Source organism: Massiliimicrobium timonense, from assembly GCF_042850985.1.
GTDB lineage: Bacteria > Bacillota_I > Bacilli_A > Erysipelotrichales > Coprobacillaceae > Allocoprobacillus.
Window position 1 is genome coordinate 282558 of record NZ_AP031415.1, and the last position, 23332, is coordinate 305889.

At 28.7% G+C, this 23332-nt stretch carries 23 protein-coding genes and 2 pseudogenes; 19 read left to right on the top strand and 6 right to left on the bottom strand.

Features of this window, described 5'->3' with window-relative positions; all coding sequences use genetic code 11:
- The first annotated feature begins 139 nt into the window (after positions 1-139).
- From ACGHJ8_RS01505 to ACGHJ8_RS01515, 3 genes are all read left to right on the top strand, one after another.
- Entirely contained in the window at positions 140-517 is a 378-nt protein-coding gene (locus ACGHJ8_RS01505; RefSeq protein ID WP_390541295.1) for a very short patch repair endonuclease, read from the top strand.
- 194 nt (positions 518-711) lie between these two features.
- Positions 712-2220, top strand: coding sequence for an SIR2 family protein (locus ACGHJ8_RS01510; RefSeq protein WP_390541297.1), 1509 nt, complete (start codon positions 712-714; stop codon positions 2218-2220).
- Between the two features lie 368 nt (positions 2221-2588).
- Positions 2589-4295, top strand: coding sequence for an ATP-dependent endonuclease (locus tag ACGHJ8_RS01515; protein ID WP_390541299.1), 1707 nt, complete (start codon positions 2589-2591; stop codon positions 4293-4295).
- 279 nt (positions 4296-4574) lie between these two features.
- Here ACGHJ8_RS01515 and ACGHJ8_RS01520 read toward each other — a convergent pair whose 3' ends face one another.
- From ACGHJ8_RS01520 to ACGHJ8_RS01530, 3 genes are read right to left on the bottom strand one after another with little or no spacing between them, the layout of a single operon-like run.
- The gene (locus ACGHJ8_RS01520) at positions 4575-5786 is read right to left on the bottom strand and encodes a tyrosine-type recombinase/integrase (RefSeq protein WP_390541301.1); all 1212 of its coding nucleotides are present in this window, start codon (positions 5784-5786) and stop codon (positions 4575-4577) included.
- Positions 5761-6141: a helix-turn-helix transcriptional regulator gene (locus tag ACGHJ8_RS01525; RefSeq protein ID WP_191340682.1), complete on the bottom strand. Its 381-nt coding sequence runs from the start codon at positions 6139-6141 to the stop codon at positions 5761-5763. The genes ACGHJ8_RS01520 and ACGHJ8_RS01525 overlap by 26 nt, the downstream gene beginning before the upstream one ends.
- Entirely contained in the window at positions 6138-6497 is a 360-nt protein-coding gene (locus tag ACGHJ8_RS01530) for a helix-turn-helix transcriptional regulator (protein ID WP_191340681.1), read from the bottom strand. The genes ACGHJ8_RS01525 and ACGHJ8_RS01530 overlap by 4 nt, the downstream gene beginning before the upstream one ends.
- A gap of 261 nt (positions 6498-6758) precedes the next feature.
- Between ACGHJ8_RS01530 and ACGHJ8_RS01535 the strand changes: the two genes are divergently transcribed.
- The 6 genes and pseudogenes from ACGHJ8_RS01535 to ACGHJ8_RS01560 all read left to right on the top strand — a co-directional run bounded on the left by ACGHJ8_RS01535 (position 6759) and on the right by ACGHJ8_RS01560 (position 11344).
- On the top strand, positions 6759-7631 hold the full coding sequence (locus ACGHJ8_RS01535; RefSeq protein ID WP_191340680.1) for a ParB/RepB/Spo0J family partition protein: 873 nt from the start codon (positions 6759-6761) through the stop codon (positions 7629-7631).
- Positions 7632-7683: 52 nt separating this feature from the next.
- Positions 7684-8616 (top strand): hypothetical protein, encoded by a 933-nt coding sequence (locus tag ACGHJ8_RS01540; RefSeq protein ID WP_191340679.1) that lies wholly within the window; start codon positions 7684-7686, stop codon positions 8614-8616.
- A 104-nt stretch (positions 8617-8720) separates the two neighbouring features.
- Positions 8721-9653 carry an AAA family ATPase gene (locus ACGHJ8_RS01545; protein WP_191340678.1) on the top strand — a complete coding sequence of 311 codons (933 nt, stop codon included), beginning with the start codon at positions 8721-8723 and terminating at the stop codon, positions 9651-9653.
- 43 nt (positions 9654-9696) lie between these two features.
- Positions 9697-10053 carry an ABC transporter ATP-binding protein gene (locus tag ACGHJ8_RS01550; protein WP_191340677.1) on the top strand — a complete coding sequence of 119 codons (357 nt, stop codon included), beginning with the start codon at positions 9697-9699 and terminating at the stop codon, positions 10051-10053.
- Positions 10054-10061: 8 nt separating this feature from the next.
- Positions 10062-11000, top strand: a pseudogene (locus ACGHJ8_RS01555) (ATP-binding cassette domain-containing protein); the annotation flags it as partial.
- Between the two features lie 188 nt (positions 11001-11188).
- The gene (locus ACGHJ8_RS01560) at positions 11189-11344 is read left to right on the top strand and encodes a hypothetical protein (protein WP_390541306.1); all 156 of its coding nucleotides are present in this window, start codon (positions 11189-11191) and stop codon (positions 11342-11344) included.
- A 150-nt stretch (positions 11345-11494) separates the two neighbouring features.
- Here ACGHJ8_RS01560 and rpoN read toward each other — a convergent pair whose 3' ends face one another.
- Positions 11495-12715: an RNA polymerase factor sigma-54 gene (rpoN, locus tag ACGHJ8_RS01565; RefSeq protein WP_191340676.1), complete on the bottom strand. Its 1221-nt coding sequence runs from the start codon at positions 12713-12715 to the stop codon at positions 11495-11497.
- 114 nt (positions 12716-12829) lie between these two features.
- Between rpoN and ACGHJ8_RS01570 the strand changes: the two genes are divergently transcribed.
- The 9 genes from ACGHJ8_RS01570 (at position 12830) to ACGHJ8_RS01610 (ending at position 21788) form a co-directional block, all read left to right on the top strand.
- A complete protein-coding gene (locus ACGHJ8_RS01570; protein ID WP_390541308.1) occupies positions 12830-14665 on the top strand; it encodes a sigma 54-interacting transcriptional regulator in 1836 nt (611 codons plus the stop codon).
- Positions 14666-14869: 204 nt separating this feature from the next.
- Positions 14870-15508: a PRD domain-containing protein gene (locus ACGHJ8_RS01575; protein ID WP_390541310.1), complete on the top strand. Its 639-nt coding sequence runs from the start codon at positions 14870-14872 to the stop codon at positions 15506-15508.
- 1075 nt (positions 15509-16583) lie between these two features.
- Positions 16584-16997 (top strand): PTS sugar transporter subunit IIA, encoded by a 414-nt coding sequence (locus tag ACGHJ8_RS01580; protein ID WP_191340674.1) that lies wholly within the window; start codon positions 16584-16586, stop codon positions 16995-16997.
- A 12-nt stretch (positions 16998-17009) separates the two neighbouring features.
- The gene (locus ACGHJ8_RS01585) at positions 17010-17477 is read left to right on the top strand and encodes a PTS sugar transporter subunit IIB (protein ID WP_191340673.1); all 468 of its coding nucleotides are present in this window, start codon (positions 17010-17012) and stop codon (positions 17475-17477) included.
- A 15-nt stretch (positions 17478-17492) separates the two neighbouring features.
- Entirely contained in the window at positions 17493-18266 is a 774-nt protein-coding gene (locus ACGHJ8_RS01590) for a PTS sugar transporter subunit IIC (protein ID WP_191340672.1), read from the top strand.
- Complete coding sequence (locus tag ACGHJ8_RS01595; protein ID WP_224762502.1) at positions 18247-19068, top strand: PTS system mannose/fructose/sorbose family transporter subunit IID; 822 nt, start codon at positions 18247-18249, stop codon at positions 19066-19068. The genes ACGHJ8_RS01590 and ACGHJ8_RS01595 overlap by 20 nt, the downstream gene beginning before the upstream one ends.
- Positions 19069-19080: 12 nt before the next feature.
- Positions 19081-20073, top strand: coding sequence for an SIS domain-containing protein (locus tag ACGHJ8_RS01600; RefSeq protein WP_191340671.1), 993 nt, complete (start codon positions 19081-19083; stop codon positions 20071-20073).
- Position 20074: 1 nt separating this feature from the next.
- A complete protein-coding gene (locus ACGHJ8_RS01605; protein WP_191340670.1) occupies positions 20075-21154 on the top strand; it encodes an SIS domain-containing protein in 1080 nt (359 codons plus the stop codon).
- Complete coding sequence (locus ACGHJ8_RS01610; protein WP_390541315.1) at positions 21141-21788, top strand: HAD family hydrolase; 648 nt, start codon at positions 21141-21143, stop codon at positions 21786-21788. Before ACGHJ8_RS01605 ends, ACGHJ8_RS01610 begins: the two co-directional genes overlap by 14 nt.
- A 66-nt stretch (positions 21789-21854) precedes the next feature.
- Here the strand turns inward: ACGHJ8_RS01610 and ACGHJ8_RS01615 are convergent, their stop codons facing one another.
- A complete protein-coding gene (locus tag ACGHJ8_RS01615) occupies positions 21855-22352 on the bottom strand; it encodes a hypothetical protein (RefSeq protein ID WP_390541317.1) in 498 nt (165 codons plus the stop codon).
- Positions 22303-22590, bottom strand: a pseudogene (locus tag ACGHJ8_RS01620) (peptidase dimerization domain-containing protein); the annotation flags it as partial. The gene ACGHJ8_RS01615 and the pseudogene ACGHJ8_RS01620, both read right to left, overlap by 50 nt.
- A gap of 45 nt (positions 22591-22635) precedes the next feature.
- On the opposite strand from ACGHJ8_RS01620, the gene ACGHJ8_RS01625 reads away from it, so the two are divergent.
- Entirely contained in the window at positions 22636-23331 is a 696-nt protein-coding gene (locus ACGHJ8_RS01625) for an ATP-binding protein (protein WP_191340667.1), read from the top strand.
- Position 23332 lies beyond the last annotated feature (1 nt).

Consider the following 23332-nt stretch of genomic DNA (forward strand, 5'->3'; position numbering starts at 1 on the left):
ATTTAGTAAAAGTTAAAGATAAATTTGCTTTGAGAAATAAATAGCATCTAATGTAAAAAAATTTTATAACCATAAAGATTAGATTTTATGTGTTTTAAAAATATTCGATTGTATAGTTTGTGTGAGGGTGTTTATATAAATGAAACATCAAAAGTTAAATACTACACCAGAAATTTCAAAACGTATGAAGGCATTGAACAATAAGAAAAGCAAAATAGAATTAGTTCTTGCAAAAGCTCTATGGCATAAGGGATATAGGTATCGATTGAATTATAAAAAAATGCCGGGGACACCAGATATGGTGTTGGTTAAATATAGAATTGCAATTTTTATTGATGGTGAGTTTTGGCACGGAAAAGATTTTTATAAAAATAAAGAAAAATTAAAAAATAATAAGTTATATTGGATAGAAAAGATAGAAGAGAATATTAAAAGAGATATAAAAAATAATAATTTATTGCGTCAAATGGATTGGATAGCAATTCACTTTTGGAGTAATGATATAAAAAATATTTAAATTATTGTTTAAGGGAGATAGAAGATATAATTTATGAAGCTAGCTGTAGAAAATAACGGAATTGGTTGTGATTTGCATCATTTAATAAACTTTATAAGTTATGGTGAGATATATTACGTAACGAAAATATGCTATATGATTTGAAAATGGAATTAAACAAATAATATTGTACTGTTTTATGATGAGGGATAACTATGAATGTTCAAGAATTTGTAAAAAAATTTAGAAATCATCCAATAATGTTTATTGGAACTGGATTGAGTCTTAGATATTTATCAACTGCATTTAGTTGGGAAGATTTGCTAAAGAAGGTTGCATATGAATTTAATCCTAATGAGGAATATTATCTAGATATTAAATCTGAATGTATGAATTCAAGTGGTTGTGATTTTTCTAAAATGGCTACTCGTTTAGAAATTGATTTTAATAAGTATTTACAATCAAATAGAAATGGTAAATTTAAAAGTGTAAATGATACTTTTTATGAAAACATGAAGAACGGTGTAAATGTTAGCCGATTTAAACTTTATATTGCAGAACTTTTAAATGAAATTACATTTAAAGAGGGCATTGAAAATGAATTAGCAGAGTTAAAAAAAATCAGAAAAAATATTGGGTCTATTATTACTACTAATTATGATAGAATGATAGAAGAAATATTTTCGTTTAATCCTTTAATTGGAAATGATATTTTGCTTAGTAATCCATATGGATCTGTATATAAAATTCATGGTTGTGTGTCTGTACCTGATAAAATAATTATTACAGAAAATGATTATAGCAAATTTGAAGAAAAGTATGAACTTATTCGAGCACAATTACTTTCATTATTTATACATAATCCAATTATTTTTATCGGCTATAATATTGGAGATAAAAATATTAAAGATATTTTAAAAACAATATTTTCTTATGTAGACTATAATACAGAAAACTCAAGATTGATCAGAGACAATTTTTTATTAGTTGAATATGAAGAAGAATCAAAAAATATTGAAGTTGTTGAGCATGATATAGACATAGAAGGTTTTCCGACTATTAGAATTAATAAATTGAAGACCGATAATTTTGTTGCGTTATATCAAGCACTTGCGGATTTGGTATTACCGGTTTCAGCAATGGATATTAGAAAAGTTCAAAATGTTGTTCGTGATATTTATGCAGGAGGAAATATTAAGGTTTCTATTACTGAAAATCTTGATAATTTAAAAAATTCAGATAAAGTTTTAGTTTTAGGCTCAAAAAACACTATCAAATATGAATTTCAAACTACATCTGAAATGATGGCAAATTATTTTCAAATAATTGAAGAATCAAATGCTCAATTACTAAAATTAATAGATAAGCAAACAATACAAAGTAATCAGTATTTTCCAATCTATGCTTTCTCAAAAATTTGTGATGATATTGGAAATATTGAAAAACTTAAAAAACAACAAATTGATAAAATTAGAACATTAGTAAATAATGCTCCACAAGATTGCAAAAAAAGCTTTAGTACGCCACTAGAGGTTTGGAAGGATACTAAAATTTCCAGATCTAATAAAACAACAGCAATAGTTTGTGCTATCATGAATGGAAGTATGGATTTAAAATCAGTAAAGGATTATTTAAAAAATTTTGATGATAAGCGAGATACTCAATATAGGAAAATCTTATGCGCATTTGATATCAAAAATAATGATGATGGTATTATTGATTAAGAGATATTAGAAGATATTAATATAATAGTTCAAAATTATAAAAATGGTTAGTTAAGTATTATTATCATTAATTATATATATTGATACTCTAATAATTTACTTAATTTAACTTCTTTTTAGTAACATTATATTATTTAATGAGTAAATAATTGATATACTCTGCACTCAAAATAGAGGTATATATAATTTGAATTTTGTAGTTATCATAGATTTTTGATACTGTTTTGATAAAAAAATATGAAAAAATTATAAATGGATATATTTTATTTTGTATACTTATTAGAACAATACATTTGATACATATAATTTATTGTTAATAGAAAATTAAATAACAAATATTTGAAAAGTATGAAAGGAGATTAAGAAATATGGAACAAAAAAGTATTATACCATCTCTTTGTATAGAAAAGATAACGTTTAATAATGGAACTACAATAGAGCTTAAAAATGATGATATAGTTTTATTGGTTGGTGCTAATAATGTGGGGAAAAGTCGAACTTTAAAAGATTTAAAGGATGATTTAAATAATTTGCCAAAATCTAAAGTGATAATTGATGATGTTGTGTATCAATCTTCAAATTTTTCTTGTAGTCAACTCAGAAATTATTTTGAGAAAAATATTAGTAGGGATAGTTATGGTAATTATAATATTTTTTTAGATGAAAATCAGATGTATAGTTTTAACGATTCATCGTTTAATGATACAATAGATGAAAAAAATTTTTATAAGGTTTTCTTTTCTTTTTTATCTACAGAAAATCGTTTAAATATAACAAGACCTATTTGGTTTAATAGAGTTGTAGACAATAGAAGTTTAAATGTTATGAAAGTTCTTGAAAATGATTCAAAGGCGATTGATGTCTTGAATAGAATGTTAAAGATGGGATTTGAAAAATCAATTGATACATTTGAAGATTATTTGGACGGAACAATTGTAAAGAAATACAAGATAGGAAAAAATCAAGAGATTATCGATGCTATTAATTTAAATAGGCGAGATAATTTTAACATGTTAAAGAATATGGAAGATTTACACGCTCAGGGAGATGGTATAAGAAGTGCAGTTGCAATTTTGGCTTCACTCATAGTGAATGATAATTCACTATTTTTAATAGATGAGCCAGAAACATTTATGCATCCTCCACAAGCAAGGTTATTAGGTAAAAATATAGTAGCTTTATCTAAAGAAAAACAATGTATTATTTCAACACATAGTATTGATTTTATTAAGGGCGTTTTAGAAGCTGATTCTTCTAGAGTAAAAATAATAAAGATCGATAGATTAGAAAATACTAATAAATTTAATTTGATTGATAATGAAAGTGTTACTGAAATAGCCAATGATAAGAATTTAAAATATACGAATATTTTGGATGGATTGTTTTATAATCGATTAGTAATGTGTGAAAATGAAAGTGATTGCAAATTTTATTCGGCAATATTGGAAAATTTGGATTTGACAATATATCAAAATACTTTGTTTAGTGCTGTTGGAGGAAAAGATCAATTTAAAAAAGTTATACCATTATTAAAGAAACTAAATATAAATTATTCTATTATTGCTGATATAGATTTGATAAATAATAAAGATAATTTAAAACAATTAGTTAATTCGATTGAGACAGATTGTTATAATAAAATAGAAAATGAGCATAATAAGTTTATTGAAGAATTTGAAGAAGGTATGAATTCTCAGGTGAAGACACAACAAATTATAAAAAGTGAAATCAATGAAATGTTTAATGAAGAAAAGTATATGTCTGATGCGACAGCAAAAAATATAAAAGACTTACTAAAGAATATTAGTAGTTTTAAACTTTTAAAAAGTGGCGGTAAAAGTATATTGCCACAGGGAAATTGTATGTCTTTGTTCGAACAGATAAAAAGTTTTTTGAATGAACATAGCGTTTATATTTTGGAGTGTGGAGAAATTGAAAGATTTGTTCCAAATGTAGGTGGACATGGAAATGTTTGGGTAGAAAAAACATTTATAAAATATAAAGATATTAACGATAGCGCATATGATGAAGCAAGACGATTTATAAAATCTGTATTTAGTATATTGAATGATTGAAAATGATTTTATAATCTTTTTAGTAATTAATACAATTTTAATTAATGGTACTATTTTGGTACTAAGATTTAATATAAATAAAAATAATAAAAGAATTTAAAAACTATTTTAAGCTAAATGCAGACTTAAAAGTACTTATTAAAGCTAAAATATTTTAATGCTTATCATACGTTGGTGAATAGTTAATTTGATGAAAAAACCTCGATAAAATCGAGGTTTTTTTTGTGGAATAGTGTTTTATACGTGATTTATACGTGATTTTGAACGGAGAAGTGCGTATTATTCGTCGTTTTCGTCCTCTAAATTGAAGTCAACTAGATCGGCGACGAACTTCTGACGAGCATGTAATACATCTGTATATGTATCAGCGGTAATATTAATATCACTATGACCAAGATGAGCAGATACAGTCTTTAGATCAACATCATTCATCAGTAATAGTGTTGCATTCGTATGACGCAAGAAGTGAACGGTTATGTATTCATAGTCCGTTCCTTTTTTTATTGAAGTAAGTCTAGATGATACAGTATGACGATTAATGTAATTACCAGTATTACCTGCAAAGACTAGATTATGATCTTCATATACATTACATAAAGCTTTCTTCTTTTCATCCTGATCTTCCTTGACGAGTTTGAGTAAGTTCATAAGTGTATCAGATATATATAAAGTTCTAAAACCATTATCGGTTTTTGGTGGACCAACATAAATATTACCACTAATGATGTTGACAGTTTTATTTACTTTGATTGTTCTTTTCTTAAAATCAACATCATCCCAGGTAAGTGCTAAGGTTTCACCAATTCGCATGCCTGTATAAATCTGAAATTGAAGAACAGCATTGAGTACTGTAAATTCTGTGGTTTTCTTAATTATATCCTTTATTTGATGAAGTTCCAATGGTGGCTTCTTTTCTGTTTTATTCTTTTTAGGACGGATTGCATTTTCACATGGATTTTCTTTAATCCATCCTTGAGATATAGCTACCTGGAAGATACGACTAAGTGTCGAATGAATTGCACGTACATAACTATCCTTATAGTATTGTTTAGGACGAAGTGGTCTGCCTGTTTCTTTATCTTTTATAACAGCGACTTCATTAAGAAATTGAGTAATACGTGCTGTTGTAAAATCACCGATTTTTATGAATCCTAGATCAGGTATGACTTTGTTTTCCATGATCTGAGTAATCAGATCGATTGTAGATTCTCTTAAACGGTTAGGGGCATAAAAGTTTTTATACCACTGCCATACATCTATAAGTTGCTTTTCGCTACCTAAGTTTTCTTTTCTTTCAAATTGTCTAAGCATTTCTAGTTCCATTTCACGAGCAATGCTTCTGGCTTTTCGAATACTCATATCTTTAGGTGGTTTAAATGTCTTATATTTTCTGTTTTGGACTTTATTTCCATGAACATCGAGTTTATAGCCATCATTAACTGTAATATCAAATACGATACCTGTTTTATTTTTTCTTTCTCTTATAGGCATAATCCTTATCCTCCTCGATTAAGTTTAATAAAAAATCTTTAAAGTCATCGAGTTTAACTTTTTGATTACGTAAGGTTTTAAGTATTTCGATGCTTTTATCATCTAGAAATAGTACTTCTTTTACAAAATCATCATGTGTAGGGTAACAATCTTCGCAAAATAGATAATCTAGTGAAACTTTGTATAAACCAGGTAAAAAGTGCAGTACTTTATTTCCTGGATATTCATATCCTGTTTCACAGTTACCTAATGAATTTCTTGAAATAAAACCAGATATATCACAAACATCTTTTTGGGAGTATCCGGCATTTATCCTTGCATATTTTAAACGATTAGGCATAACTTTTCTTTTCATAACTGTTCTCCATATTGTGAGTGAATGTAATCATTGATTTTACGATAAATCTTTTCATTTTGGATGCTTTCTAGAAGCTGCAAGAAGTATTCGGTTAATCCTAGAACATTTTTGGTATACTCAATGTGATTTTTATAAGGATCAAGTACTAATAAATAGTCTAATGAAACATCTAAATAACGATGCATTTCAATTAATGTTTCCATCTTTGGATAAGTATTTGCTTTTTCATAATTAAGAATAGCTCTACGCTTTAATCCTAGATAGTAAGCTAATTGTTCTTGTGTTAAGTTTTTATCCAATCTGCATTTCAAGAAACGATTGGGTAAACGCTTATCTCGATAATAAGTTGCCATTGTGATTCCTCCTTGTTTCAAACAGGTGGCGTGCCTGTTATATGGCAATCTTACAAATTAAAATTTTTAAAATCAAAGGTGCAATTTTTACTGCAATTTTCCTTCTTTGTTATATAGTTCATGTTTATTCGTGAAATTAGTTGATAGACTTAACTGGTAATAAAATATCAGTTATCGTCTTTAAAATTAAATATGAAAAATTTTTGAGCGAATGCCTTATTGATGGGTGTTCGCTCTTTTTTATTTAGGAGAGTGAATTATATGGAGTATGTATTCAAAGTTGTGGATCTATCCCAACTTGATGAATTTCCGAACCATCCATATCAGGTGAGGATAGATGAAGATTTAAGGAATCTTCAAAACAGTATTAGTGAAAGAGGTGTAGATGAACCACTGATAGTAAGAAACATCAATGATCGTTATCAGGTGATATCAGGGCACAGAAGAATGAAAGCATGTGAACTTGCTGGAATTCGTGATGTACCTATAAGAATTGTTGATCTGGATGATGATGAAGCTGTCATCATGATGGTTGATAGCAATTTACACAGAAGAAAATTATTAAAGAGTGAGTTAGCATTTGCCTATCGAATGAAGTACGAAGCACTTAAGCATCAAGGAAAATTTATTGATGATTCAACTTCGTACCAAGTTGGTACGAAGTACAACACAGACAGTGCTCAATTAATAGCTGATGAAAAAGGAACGAGTAGAACACAAGTGTTTCGTTATATTCGATTAACTTATCTCAATAAGGGGTTATTGGATCTTGTTGATGAAGAACGTATCGCAATTAATCCTGCTTATGAACTTTCGTTTTTAAGTAAAGAACAACAAGAACAATTACTCAATATTATTGAAGAGTTGGATGCAACACCCAGCCTTTCACAGGCAAAGTTTTTTAAGGAGGTGGCACAGGACGAACAGCTGGATGAAGAATTAATGTATGACGAACTGTCAGAAGAAAAACCAAACCAGAAGGAAAAATTGAAATTAGAAACGAGTAAATTAAGGCAATATTTCCCTAGAGGAACAACTCCAAGGGAAATGAGCGAAGCGATTTATTATTTGTTGGAAGAACATGCTGATGAGTTGGAACACATTCGTTCCAATGATTATGAGCTGAAAATATAAAAATACAAGTAAGAAAAGCTTAGTTGTCTATTTACCTGTAGGAGAGAGAAAGATGATCAGTAGCAATGTATTTTTAAGGTTCCAGACCTTTAATGATGAAGAAAGCATCAGGAACTTTACCAAGGAAAAACAAGAATTTACATCAAATTCAAAGACATGGGAAGAAGACATCAATAAGTTGATGAGATATAAGAAAAAGCATTTAAGAAAGTTTGATAAGGAAAGCAACTATCGTAACATTCATGGTTATTATTTAAAAATCATGATTCCTTATGAAATGAAACAAAGAGAAGCAGAATATGTAAGAAGTGTCATGATTCAAATCGATAAAAGATTTTTACGAGATCTTTATGTATTTAAAACAACAACTGAAGGTCATGGCTATTATGCAGAGATTATCTGTTTTACCCGCTATGTCTTAAAAAGACCAACTAACAAAGTAATGAAATATAATCGAGATTATTACTACAATCCAAGTACTGGAAGATTATGTAAGAAAGATGCTGATGGTGCTGTTCTTAAAGGTAAGAAAGGTGATCCAGTATTAGATAAAGAAGGTAATGAAGTAACTGAACTAGTAGAAGTTAAAGCAGTAGAAGACAGAATCTTTGTTTATAAAACGATTCAAGAATTAACAAAACGTCTTAAGAAAGCTGTAGCTGAAGTTGTTATGGCTATTAAAAATAGTGATTTAATCGTCAAAATCATTTCAAGAATTACAGTCAGTGAAGAAGACTGTGAAAGCATGAGAAGGTACAAGTTCAAACGAAATCGAATGATCAGAAAGGTCAATGATGTTTTAGAGCAGTTTGTTGAAGAAATGATGCTAGGCAATCTTTGCGATTTAGAAGAAATTGAAGCATTAAATGCAGCCTGGTGTGATGAAGCAGACAAGATGATCCATGAAGAAAACAAGAATTTTACCCAGGTTATTGATGTTTTAAAAGAACATTGGAATAAGGAATTCTTGGTAGGAATGATTTAGAAGGTAAATTTACCTTGTAGATTTGTACCTTTGTTTAGTGATGGCGATTTAAAGAAAATAGAAGCAGAAAGGTTCCAGTAATGACTGGATTAAGGAAAAACAGAATGAAAGTTATAAGTGTAATTAATCAAAAAGGTGGCGTAGGTAAAACGCAGACAAGTATCAATTTAGCAGTAGGACTTAGCAGAAAAGGTAAAAAAGTACTATTGATTGATGGTGATGCGCAAGGCAATGCCACAAGTTATTTTATGAATGAGGTCAATAAAGTAGATTTGTTAAAACTGGTACAGATGGAAGTAATTAATGAAGATCCATTAGTTTGGTTAGAAAAAGCTTTAGGTGAAGGTGAATATGAAAAAGATATCAATGATGTTTTATTAGGTGAATGTGACATCATGGAAGCTGTCTATGTAACGGGTATTGATAATTTGTACATTGTTCCATCAACTGAAACAAGACTTATCAATACAGATCAGTTAATTAAAACTACAAATAAACTTCAACATAATCGTTTGAAGAAAGCTTTAAGAAGTATCAGAAAGAATTTTGATTATGTAGTGATTGATAATGCACCAACGTTCAATACGATCACGTTAAATACTTTATATGCAAGTGATGAAGTCATCATACCATTAAAGATTGGAAGATTTGAATTGGCAGGATTTATTCAGACAATGAAAGAGCTAGAAAATCTTATGAATGACTTTGAATGTTTCTATAAGATCTATGTGCTATTCAATATGATTCCTAGAGGCAAAAGACCTCTATATCATGCATTTATAGAAAAAATGAAACAGTTATTTACAAATAATGACATGAAAGTATTGGAAACAACGATTGGATATCAGGAAGCAGTTGCTTCTAAATCAGGTATGGCCTGTCAGTTATTGGTAGATACAAAAAGTAAATTTGCTGCTGCATTTTATCAATTTACAAATGAAAAGCCTTTGAATTATCGGAAAAATCATAAAAATATAAATATTATAATGGATTGTTTTTATTATAATGGAGTAGAAAATACACATAGAAATCATTAAAATCTTCTTAAGTTAGTATAAGTTAATTAGAGGGAGGCTTTTTATGAAAGTATTATCATCGTTATTTGAATATGTTGGAAAACATAAATATTTAACAATATTATCGTTGCTTTTTTTAGCTATCAGTACAATTTTTATACTTGTTCCATTCATTTATATATTTAAAATCGTAGATGAGATTATAAAAGTATTTCCAAATATATCGTTAGCAACACACATTGTATCGTATGGCTGGATTGCTTTTACAGGAGCGGTTATCGGTATTTTATTATATGTTGTAGCATTACTATGTTCGCATTTATCAGCATTTAGAATTGCCAGTAATATGCGAAAAAAAGCAATGCATCATGTTTTTCAATTACCAATGGGATATTTAGAAACAGAGGTAGTGGAAAAGTAAGAAAGATTATTGATGAAGCTGCTGGTACAACAGAAACTTTTTTAGCACATCAATTACCTGATATGGTGCAATTAATTGTAACAATTTTTTCAGTTCTTGTTTTATTATTTGTCTTTGACTGGAAATTTGCTGTAGCATCATTAATTCCATTATTATTAGCCTTTAGTCAAATGTTTAAAATGATTGGACTTGATTTAAATGAATCAATGACATCCTATCAGGATGCTTTAGAAAATATGAGCAATGAAGCTGTTGAGTATATTAGAGGTATACCGGTTGTTAAAACCTTTGGGCAAACAGTTTATTCTTTTCATCGTTTTCATAAAACAATTAAAGATTATGAAAAGTTTACGATAGGATATACTAATAAAATGCGTATTCCAATGACAACTATGACATTATTTATTAATAGTATATTCATTTTTCTCATTGGTTTAGTGATGATTATGATAGTTAATGGTACAAATGTCATAGCTCCTTTATCTGATTTTATTTTCTATGTAATTTTTACACCAATTCTCGCAGTAACTGCAACCAAAATCATGTTTGCCAGTGAAAACACGATGTTAGCACAAGATGCTTTAAATAAAATACAGTCTATTACTGAGCAATTACCTTTTACTTATGGAAATGAAAAAACTTCATCATATGACATTGAATTTAAAAATGTATGTTTTCATTATCCTAATAGTGAAGAAGAAGTATTAAAAAATGTCAGTTTTAAAATCAAAGAAAATCAACCTGTGGCTTTTGTTGGAGAAAGTGGTGGAGGAAAATCAACCTGTGCCAAATTAGCTGCTAGGTTTTGGGATATTGACCAAGGTGAAATTACTGTAGGTGGAATCAATATTCAAACAATTAATCCAGAAATATTACTTTCCAAATATGCCATTGTTTTCCAAGATGTTCTTTTATTTAATTCTAGCATTATGGAGAATATAAGAATAGGAAGAAAAGATGCAACAGACAAAGAAGTTTTACAGGCAGCAAAATTTGCTTATTGTGATGAGTTTGTTAAAGAATTGAGTGATGGTTATGATACGATTATAGTGAAAATGGTGCTAAATTATCAGGAGGGCAAAGACAAAGAATCTCAATTGCTAGAGCGATATTAAAAGATGCACCTATTGTTTTAATGGATGAAGCAACAGCATCATTGGATGTTGAAAGTGAAACGTATGTGCAAAAAGCTTTATCCAAATTAATTAGAAACAAGACTGTGATTGTTATTGCGCATAGAATGAGGACGATTGCCAGTGCTGATCATGTTATTGTTTTAAAAGGTGGATAAATTGTGGAAGAAGGAAAACCTCAAGAACTTATAAATAATAATGGTGTTTACAAACATATGAGTGATTTACAAAAGATGTCACAATCATGACAGATTTAATATTTAATGAAAAGAAGATAGAAAACCAGAGTATGAATCATTTTCTATCTTTTATTTTCTTTTTCTTTTTGATGAAGATGGTATGTTCAATTGTTGACGATATTTAGAAATAACGCGTCTAGAACAGTATAAATCGAATTTTTGTAATTGTTCAACAATATTTTCATCAGATAAGGGTTTCTTTTTATCTTCATTGTTGACAATATCAATAATTGCTTTTTTAATAGCATCACTACTGTCACCACTATTCGTTTTAGAAACAAGTAAATTTTTTAAAGGATAAACCTCATTATTAAACATATAATACTTTTGGTTAACTGTTCTAGAAATTGTTGATTCATGATATCCGCATAATTGAGCAAGATCACTTAAAGTACAAGGTTGCAATTCATCATTGTATAGAAAATATCCCTGTTGTATTTTCACTAATTCATTAGCGATCATCAATAAAGTTTGATTACGTTTTGTTAGATTTTCGACAATGAAAGTGGCTTCTTTAAAATACTCTTTCATTTTATCATTATCTCTTACAGCATCATATAAATCATTATTAATAACAACATTTGGCTGATTAATAGGTTCAATCATAATTTGTTGATCTTCAACATGTATTTCTATATCTGGAGTTATATAACTGCTATTATCAAAATCATATTCACTGCAAGGATAGGGGTTACATAAACGAATATCATCAAATAACTGATTGATTTCATCTTTGGAGAGATGTGTAGTATCCTGTATTTTTTGATAGTTATAAGATAGTATTGTATTTTTATATTTTTTGAGTAATTGATAAGTTTTGTTTTTATGAAGCGCTTTTAATTGAATACAGATAGAATCAATAATATCAAAGGCACCAACACCTATTGGTTCTAATGACTGTAAAATATTTAAGTGATAATAAAAATCTTTTTTAGAAATTTTTAAAACATCTAAATATTCTTTTTCACTGTAACTTAAAAAGCCTTTATCATTTAAAGAATCAATTAAAAATGACATAATTTGTTTATCATAAAAAAAGGAGATAGTGAATAATTGTTTATATAAGTCATCTGATAATGATGAAGGAGAAGAAATATTTTCTATAAATTTATCGTCTGCTTGACTATAAAAGCTATGTGTTTCTAAAAAAGGATTAGTTTGTAAAGCATTATTAATCAGTTGAGAAAGTTCATTATTATCAATTTTTAAAAAGTCCAAAGCATGAATCATTGTCTGATTTAATTTAAAAGTTTGTTTTAAAGTTTGTTGAAAATTAAATTTTTGTTTCATTTTAGCTATCTCCTTTCACTAATATATTAGCAAAAATTGTGCCAAAATTTAACAAAAAAAATGACTTGACATATTCAAGATTTGTGAATTAAGATAAAAACGAGGAGGTCAATCATGAAAAGTAAAATAAAGAATATAATCCAAGAATGGACAAAACAAGAAGACTATGATTTATGTCAAAGTATTAAGATTTCGCAAGAATTGAAAGTTAATAGAAATCAAATAGCAAAAATTGTCAATGATTTATTTGAATCTAAAGATGTTATCAAAATAAATACAAGACCTATAGTTTTTTTAGATAGAAAAGTTTTAGAAGATAAATATCAGATAAAATTAAAAGATGAATATAGTTCATTTGAACAGTTATCTAACTTTATTTATAGTGATGAAACACTTCATGATTTTGAAAAACTCATTGGTAGTGATGAAAGTATGAATCCTATAGTAGAAAAAGTCAAAGCTACTGTTTCTTATCCACCTGATGGTTTAACCATTTTGCTTTATGGACCAACTGGAACAGGAAAGTCATTTATGGCCAAACTGACTTATGAATATTGCCTAAATAAAGGATTAATAGATAAAACAGCGAAATTTGTCCAAGTCAACTGTTCGGAATATGCGAATAATCCAGAATTGTTAACAGCCAATCTTTTTGGATATAAAAAAGGCGCTTTTACTGGGGCTGATAAAGATAATTATGGCTTGTTACATTATGCTAATGGTGGTATTTTATTTTTAGATGAAGTTCACTGTTTAAATTCTGAATGTCAGGAAAAGTTGTTTTTGTATATGGATCAGGGCATTTATCATTTGGTTGGTGATAATGATAAATGGTATAAAGCCAAATGTCGTATTATTTTTGCGACTACCGAAGATCCAGAAGTTTCTTTACTTAAAACATTACGTAGAAGAATACCTGTTATTTTAACAATTCCCTCTTTAAGTCAAAGAGGTGTTAATGAAAAGTTACAACTTATCTATCATCTTTATAAAAAGGAAGAAAAGCGAATACATAAAGAAATATTAATATCTACAAATGTCTATCAAATTTTATTAAATCATGAATTTGTGGGTAACATTGGTGAATTAAGCAATGTTATACAAGCAAGCTGTGTCAGTGCTTTATTTAATAATAACAAAGATAAATTAGAAATACGTGTTTATGATTTACCTGAAAATGTGGTCAAAAGCTTAGATGTTAATCATATTGTCATGCAAAATCATCAGGTCATTCCTTTAGCGGCCATTACACCGGTCAATAAGAAAACACATATTATTCAATTATATGAAAAATTCATAATTCTAACAGGAAATGATCATTTTTATAATGAAGCAAGAAAAGAGTTGGATGATTATTTTGAAAAAATAATTTTTAATAAAAAAGATATTAGTCAGAAGAAATATTTATTAGATACAGTTAATAAAGTGTTTGATATTGCGACAGCACATTATGGATTTCATATTTCCCATAATGAATTAGTAGCAATATGTTCATACTTATTAGAATATAATAATAATGTTCATCATATCGTGAACTGGACTGTTCAACATGAAAATGAAATTGAACAATTACAGCAATTTTTAAAGCTAAAATTTCATCAAGAATATATCATTTCAACAGAAATATATGGATATTTAAAAGATAATGTAAATAACAGTTTTGATTCATTAGTCCAATGTGTCATAATGATATGTATTGCGAAATATACAAAACATGATGCTAATGATTTAACGGTTGCGATTATTTTAGCTCATGGTTATTCAACTGCCAGTTCTATTGCAGATTCAGCAAACAGATTATTAGATAATTATATTTTTGATGCTATTGATATGCCTTTAGAAATAGACAGTATTCAAATTGTTAAAAAAATTAATGAATTTCTATCATATTTAAAAGAAGCCAGAAGATTATATTTATTAGTAGATATGGGCTCTTTAGAAGAAATATAGCAAGGTATCGAATATAAAAATATAGATATTGCACTTATTAATAACGTTAATACAAAACTTGCTTTAACGATAGGACAAGGGATCGTTCAAAAAAGAGAAATACCAGAAATATTTGATGATATAAAAAAAGAAGATCAGTATAATATTCATATTGAGCTTAATCATAAAAAAGAACCTATTATATTATGCAGTTGTGCAAGCGGAATGGGAACAGCGAATAAACTTAAAGAAATAATTTTAGAATCATTACCAGCAAATGTGACATTAAAGGTTTTAACATATGATTATGCTTCACTTATTAAACAACAAGTGACTGATGATGCGTTATCATCGTATAAGATTATTTGTATTTTGGGGACACTTAATCCACATATTCAGGATATACCATTTATTGCTATTGAAGATTTGATATTAAATGATAGTCATAATGTGATTGAAAAAGTATTTAAAAATTACTTGTCATATGAACAAATGAATCTGTTTGAAAAAAATGTTTTAAAAAACTTTTCATTATCTAACGTGATGAATAATTTAACAATTCTCAATCCTAATAAATTATTAGAACATGTTTCTAAAGGAATAGAAGAATTGCAAAAAAGACTTCATAAAAGATTTAAAAATCAAACATGTTTTGGTTTGTATGTTCATATTTGCTGTCTTGTAGAAAGACTTGTCACAAGACAGGCCATTACATCTTTTGCGGATATAGACTTTGAAAGAAATCATCAAGATTTTATACATGCTTTAAAATCAGCAATGAAAGATGTAGAAAAATTCTATAATGTAGAAATTCCTGTAGAAGAAATCGAATACATTTATGAATATGTAAAAAATGATGGATAATTTGATTAATAAGAGATAAGACAGTTTATCAAATAACTGTCTTTTTGATTGTAAAATTCAAACGCAGTGTGAATTTATGACTTTAGTCAGTTGAGTATCCAAAGGAAAAGAAACATAAAATCACATGCTATTGAACTGGCCACAAAAAAATTAGGACTAAAATTGAATATCTATGATAAGGCTTGAATTCTTGCTTGTAAAAGTGTTAAGCCTTTTAGTTTTTCTTTATTCTTTCTTCATTGTAATAATTTTATATATTTTTCAATAATCACTATTGCAATTATATTAATCAAAAATATGCCTATAAATCTAAAGAAGATACTGCTTTTGTTCTAATAGATGATATAGATTTATCAAGTTTTCTTTGCATTAGAGATACTAGTATTCATAATAGTAATATGATTTCTTGGCATAATCATTATTATCAAATACTAGATAAAGAAAATTTTATAAAACAAATTTATAAAGGAACAGAAATACAAATATTCGATAATGTACTGACAAAAATAGTAAAAATTAAGTACTGTAATATATTTTATGAAACTAAACAAATTGAAGGCTACAGACAAGATTTAGTGAAAAAGAGAACAAATAAGAATAGATAATCAAAAACAATTAGAACAGCTTTTAAGAGAAAGAGATAAAAGATTAAAAGCAAGGTTGAAAAAATGAATTCATCATAACCAATGCTTTTTAGATTTCATCAATTCCAATACTCTTACAAACAGTGGTGAACTTAGTTTATTATTATAAATCAGTAACATTTCAACTAATGTTTAACACAATATTGTTTAAACATAAAATAATGTCTAAAGTGAAAAGTTAAATTCCATTTTAAACAAGAGAAAGTTGATTTTAATCTTTCAATCAATTCCTGTTTAATTGACTTTTACATTTTCTCTTTAGATTTGATTCCTTCGCTTTAGCAACTAAAATAAAAAAATTTACAATAAAAGTATGTCAATTTTGGCATGCTTTTTGCTTGGTAATAAGTGTCCAAAAAAATAAAATTTTTCAAGCGAATATCAATTTTGGCACAATTTTTGCTAGATAATAAGTGAAGGGAGTGATACATATGGCAAAAATTATTTTAGCATCACATGGAGAGCTTTCAAAAGGAATGTTGAATTCAATTAGTATGATTGTTGGTGATTTAGCAAAAGGCATTGAAACATACAGCCTATACCCTGGGGAAAATCCTAATGATTATGCGCAAACATTAAAAGAAAGATTTCAAAATGATAATAATCACTACATTTTAGTATGTGATATTAAAGGAGGAAGTGTTTACAATGCTTTAGTGCAGACGTGTATCTATGGGCATGTAGATGTTCTTTCAGGAATGAACCTGAATTTGATATTAGAACTTGTTTTAGCTAATAATTCCGGAAATTTAGATTTAAATCAAGTTATGAATAGTGCAAAAGACGGTATCACCCTAAAAAATAAAGTGTCATTAAATCAAGATATTGAAGAAGAAGAATTTTAAGGAGAGAAAATTATGATAAAAAATTTAAGAGTAGATCATCGTTTATTACATGGACAGGTTGCATTTTCTTGGACGAGTGCATTAGGAGCAGATTGTATTTTAATTGCATGTGATGATGTTATGAAAGATGATATTAGAAAAATGTCTATTAAAATGGCAAAACCACAAGGAATTAAATTGGTTATTAAAACAGTTGATGACGGTATTAAAGCAATTAATAGTGGTGTAACAGATAAATATAAATTATTTGTTGTCGTAGAAAGTATTAAAGATGCTTATCGCTTTGTCAAAGAAACATCTATTAACAGCATCACTTTAGGTGGAACAAAAGCTAAAGAAAATACAAGAAATATTTCTAAAGCAGTCAATATTACAACTGAAGAAGAAGATTTATTAAAAGAATTAATATCAGAAGGTACAGAAGTAGAAATCAGAATGGTACCTAATGATACAAAAGTATTAGCACAAAAAGTACTTTAAAGGGAGGAAATATATATGCTACAGGCAATATTATTAGGATTAATTTCAATGCTTGGTAATGCAGAATATTTATTTGGGACAAGTTGTTTGTCAAGACCATTAGTTATGGGAGCATTAACAGGTATTGTGATGGGAGATATTCCCACAGGAGTTGCTTTAGGAGCAACATTAGAATTAGCATTTATGGGAGCGTTTTCAATTGGTGCATCAATTCCACCAGAAATGATTTCAGGAACAGTTTTAGGAACAGCATTTGCGATCAGTACAGGATCAGGAGCTGAAACAGCATTAACATTAGCAATTCCTATTGCTTCATTAGTTTTAGTTTTTAAAAACTTGGGAATGGTATTTATTTTACCAGTATTTGTACATAAAGCAGATGAATATGCACAAAAAGGAGATTTAAAAGGTGTATCAAGAATGCATTATCTAGGTGGATTCTTTGGTGTTAACTTAATTATTGGGGTTGTTGTTGCTATTTCATTTTATGTAGGATCACCAGCAGTACAAGCATTATTAGCAGTAATTCCTGAATGGATACAAAATGGTTTACAAATCGCAATGGGATTATTACCTGCAATTGGGTTTGGATTATTAATGCAAATGATTATGAACAAAGAAGTAGCACCATTCTTCATGTTAGGATATGTTTTATCGGTTTACTTAAATATTCCAGTAACAGGTATTGCAATCTTTGGAGCAATTATTGCAATTGTTTTAACACAATTAAAAGGTCAGCCACAAATGGCATATGCAGGAAGTGAGGTAGATGAAGATGACGACTTCTAATCAAATAACAAAAAAAGATTTAAACAAAGTATTCTGGCGTTCTTTTGGATTGGAATGGAGCTGGAACTATGAAAGACAAATGAATATGTCATTTGCACATGCTTTAATTCCAATTATTGAAAAATTATATCCTTCAAAAGTGGATAGAGCGACAGCTTTAAAAAGACATTTAGAGTTCTTTAATACAACACCACATTTAGCAACTTTGATTTTAGGAATTACTGCTTCAATGGAAGAAAGTAATGCAAATAATCCGGATTTTGATACTGAAAGTATCAATAATATTAAAATTTCTTTAATGGGTCCATTAGCAGGGATAGGTGATTCATTTATTTGGGGAACATTAAGAATTATAGCAACAGGTATTGGTATTTCACTTGCCAATCAGGGAAATATTTTAGGACCAATTCTATTCTTGCTTGTTTTCAATATTCCAGCTCAAGGGTTAAGATATTATTTTATGCATGCCGGATATAAACTAGGATCTTCATTTTTAACAAAAATACAGGAAAGTGGTTTAATGTCACAAATCACTTATGCTGCTTCGGTATTAGGATTAGCAGTTATAGGTGGTATGACAGCCGAAAATGTTGCTATTAATATACCATTTACTATAGGAAGTGGTGATGCTGCTACAACAATTGGTGATATTTGTAATAATATTATGCCTGGATTATTACCATTATTATTTACATTCTTTATTTACTATTTATTGAAAAAGAAAAATATGAAAACAACAACTTTATTATTAATGTGTGCAGTTATAGGACTTGTAGGAGCATTTTTTGGAATTTTAGGATAGGAGAAAAGACAAATGATTAAATTTAATGAACAAGAAAAAATTGATAGCGTAAATGGAGCATTAGCTTTAAGAAGTCAAATTAATGAAATTGTAGATGAATTATCAAAAGATTATAAAAATATTTGTTGGTTAGGTATTGGTGGTACATGGGCTAGTAGTATGCAAGCCTGTGTACATATGAAAGAATATACAAATATTGAAGTATTTGTAGAAAACGCAGCAGAATATTTAACAACAGGAAATAAACGTATTGGTAAAGGAACGGTTGTTGTTGTTTCTTCTGTAACAGGAAGTACTATTGAAATGGTACAAGCTGTTAAAAAAGTTCAAGAAGCTGGAGCTAAAGTATTAGGATTTATTGATGTTGATACAACAGAATTAGCAAAAATGGTTGATTATGAAATTGCCTATGTTGCTAATGAACAATTAAAATTCTTTATGGTTGCTGATAGATTTATGCATAATGCAGGTGAAATAGACTGGTATGATCGATTATATCAAGAATTAGATGAACGTTTAGCACAAGTTTTAGTCGATGTTGAAAAAGAAAGTGATGAATTTGCATTAGAATATGCTAAAAAGCATCATGATGATGATTTACATTATTTTATTGGTGCTGGAAACCAATGGGGTGCAACATATTCTTATGCTATGTGTTATTGGGAAGAACAACATTGGATCAAAACAAAATCTATTACTGCACCAGAATTTTTCCATGGAATGTTAGAAGTCGTTGAAAGAGATACACCTGTTACAATTTATGTTGGTGAAGATGCTCAAAGACCTTTATCAAAAAGAGTTGTTGACTTTATTCCAAAAATTTGTGCAAATTACACAGTTATTGACTGTGCTGATTACAAGCTAGAAGGAATTAGTCCAGAATTTAGGGGAATGATCTCTCATTTGGTTATGCATGCTGTCAATAATCGTATAGATGTTCATATTGAAAATATTAACTGTCATCCAATGGAAATTCGTAGATATTATCGTCGTTTAGATTATTAATATGGAAAAGCTCAATAAATTAACAATGATGGATTATATTGAAGAAACACCAAGTGTTCTTCAATATAATATCCAACATAGAGAAGATTTATTAAAACCATTATTTGATTATATTCAAGATAAGGCGATAACACAACTAATTCTTGTAGCATCAGGATCTAGTTATAATGCTTGTTATGTCGCTAGAGCGTTTTTATTAAAGTGTTTAGATATTTCTGTTCGTATTTTAACTCCCTATACATTTACATATTATGAACATCATTTTAATGGAAACGATTTAATCATTGTCATTAGTCAAAGTGGTTTATCAACGAATGCCATTGAAGCTTTAAAAAAAGCTAAAAGTTTAAACTATTATACAGTATGTTTAACTGGAAATAAAAATAGTGATGTGAAAGATTACGCTGATTTAACCATAGAATATGGAGTGGGAGAAGAACTTGTTGGCTATGTTACTAAAGGAGTAACAACACTTGCTTTATATTTATGCTTGTTTGCTATTGAATATACAAAAAAAGAAAAATATATAGCAGAATTAGAAAAAGTGGTAAAGCTTAATCAGGAAATGATCGAAAAAAGTAAGCAGTTTATTCAAAATCATTTCAAATCATTTTCTTCTATGCATCAATGCTATGTATGTGGAGCAGGAGCAAATTATGGAACAGCTTTAGAAGGAGCATTAAAAATAGGTGAAACGATTCATGTACCTAGTCACTGTTATGAAATAGAAGAATACATTCATGGTCCCAATTTACAGTTGACACCAAGTTATACAGTTATTTTCTTCGATGGAAATGATAAAGCAAGTAAACGTGTTCAACAAGTTTATCTGGCAACAAAAAAGGTTACTGATCATTGTTTTATGATTAGCAACACATATCAAGATGAACACGTTCTTTCTTTAAGTGAACAAGTTATAGAAGAGTTATCATCGCTTGTTTATTTACCGTTTGTTCAAATTTTATCTTTTGAAATATCAAATTCGTTGAAGAGTGTTTATCAACATCCCTTACTTAAAGAATTTAAGAAAATAGCATCTGCTAAAACAGAAAATTTTGTAAATTATGATGAAGATGATTAAAAAAAAGACAATTATATTTGATATGGATGGAGTGATATTTGATAGTGAAGTAACTTATATGCAAGAGTTGATGGATTTCTTTCAAATGTATGATATTCATTTAACCATTGATGATTGTAAAAAAGTAATAGGTGTTGATAGTCGTTTATTTGACGATATTGTCTACAGTTGGTGGCAAAACAAAACACCAAAAGATGAGTTTTTAGAAATTCTAGATAATTATTATCAATCTATTGATAGAAATTATCAAGCAATTTTAAATCCTCATGTACTTTCCCTGTTAGATTATTTAAAAACAAATCATTATCAAATAGCTCTTGCTTCATCATCAAGTAAACAATTAATTGATAAAGCTTTGATATCATCAGGAATTTTTGATTATTTTGACTTAATAACAAGTGGTATGGCTTTTCAAGAAAGCAAACCTCATCCTGAGATATATCTTTATACGATAGAAAAGTTACATGCACGTAAAGAAGAAACTCTTATTATTGAAGATTCCTCCCCAGGTATTCAGGCAGCGGTCAATGCTGGTATTGATGTTGTTGCTATCAAAGATAAAAGATTTTCACTTGATCAAAGTCAAGCTAATGCTATTATTGATGATATCATTGATGTAAAAAAATATATATAATAAAAAAGCTGTAATGAAACTATATAAGCATTACAGCTTTTTTGGTAAAAAGTAATGAAAAGTATATTATTTAGGTAACATAGGTTTATATGTTGTCTTATTATGTTGAACAAATTCAGCTTGAATCTTTTTGAAAACCTCTGGTTTTGTAAAAAGATCATAGGCACTGCCAGCTAAAATATGTGCAGCATATAAAGCACCTTTTTCACCGATAGTTGATCCCGCACAGGCTGTTGCCTGCCAAGTATGAGGAGCAATAATAATAGGCCAGCAAACAGTATTAAATAAACCAGTTGGCATGATATAACTCACATCTCCTGAATCAGATGAAGCATAAACAGGATTTTCTTTCCAAGCGTTTCTATTAGCTACATTTATAAAAAGAATTTGATTTTGTTGGTAGGAAGCTTGTGTACGTTCTAAAACATTTTTATCTATTGTGTTTTGTAATTCTTTAGCAAAATTGAGTTCTGCTTTTGTGTATTGAAGACATTTTGCTTCCAATAAATTTTGATTAAAACAAATCAGCAAAAGCATGGTTTTCCTTAAGCTCGCATGTTCCATAACCATGTTCAACAGAAACTGTTGTTTCACTCATCAAAGTAGCTCCCTGTGCAACAAGCTCAACATGTCTAGCAACTTCTTTAACATCTTCTATTTGTGGGGCGCGTATGATATACCAGGTACTTACTTTATCTGGCACAATATTTGGTGAAAAATCACCACTGTTTGTAGTATAATAAATTCTCACTTTATCGATGACGTGTTCTCTTAAATAGTTACAGCCAATACTCATTAATTCTACAGCATCTAAGGCACTTCTGCCTCTTTCTGGAGCAAAAGTAGCATGAGAAGTTTTTCCGGATCTTTAGTTACAATTCTTAAGAATGTTGAAGAACAAGCGGAAAGACTTAACGATTTAAAAGTTGTCATTGATGGAAATACTTTTAAGAGAATTGACACAAAATCATATCCAGGTGTAGCTATTCGTGAAATGGTGATGAATGCAGTATGTCATGCAGATTACTTTATTCGCTCGAATATTAAAATTGAGTTTTTCCCAGACAAAGTAAAAATTACAAGTCCAGGAGGAATATTTGATGCCTCATTAGATGATATTATGAATGGTGTACAGACATATCGTAACCCTAGATTGGTTCATATTTTTGATAAATTAGGAATGATTGAAAACTTTGGGACAGGTATACCTAGAACGATGTATAGTTATAAAGATTATGATGTGAAACCTGAATTTAAAGTAACAGATAATTTCTTTATTGTAACATTACCAAATGTGAATTATTTAGGTGACCAAATAAATGATCAAATAAATGACCAAATAAATGATATAGGTCTAGAGATTTTAAAAGCGATTAAACAACATCCAGGAATTAAGGTCCCAGAGATAGTGAATATACTTTACGAAGTTGATCCATCTATTACAGCAGATAAAGTTAGAAACTCGATAAAAAGAAATCTAACTAAATATGTTGAACATAAAGGCTCAAACAAAACGGGAGGATACTATCTAATTAAAAAATAGC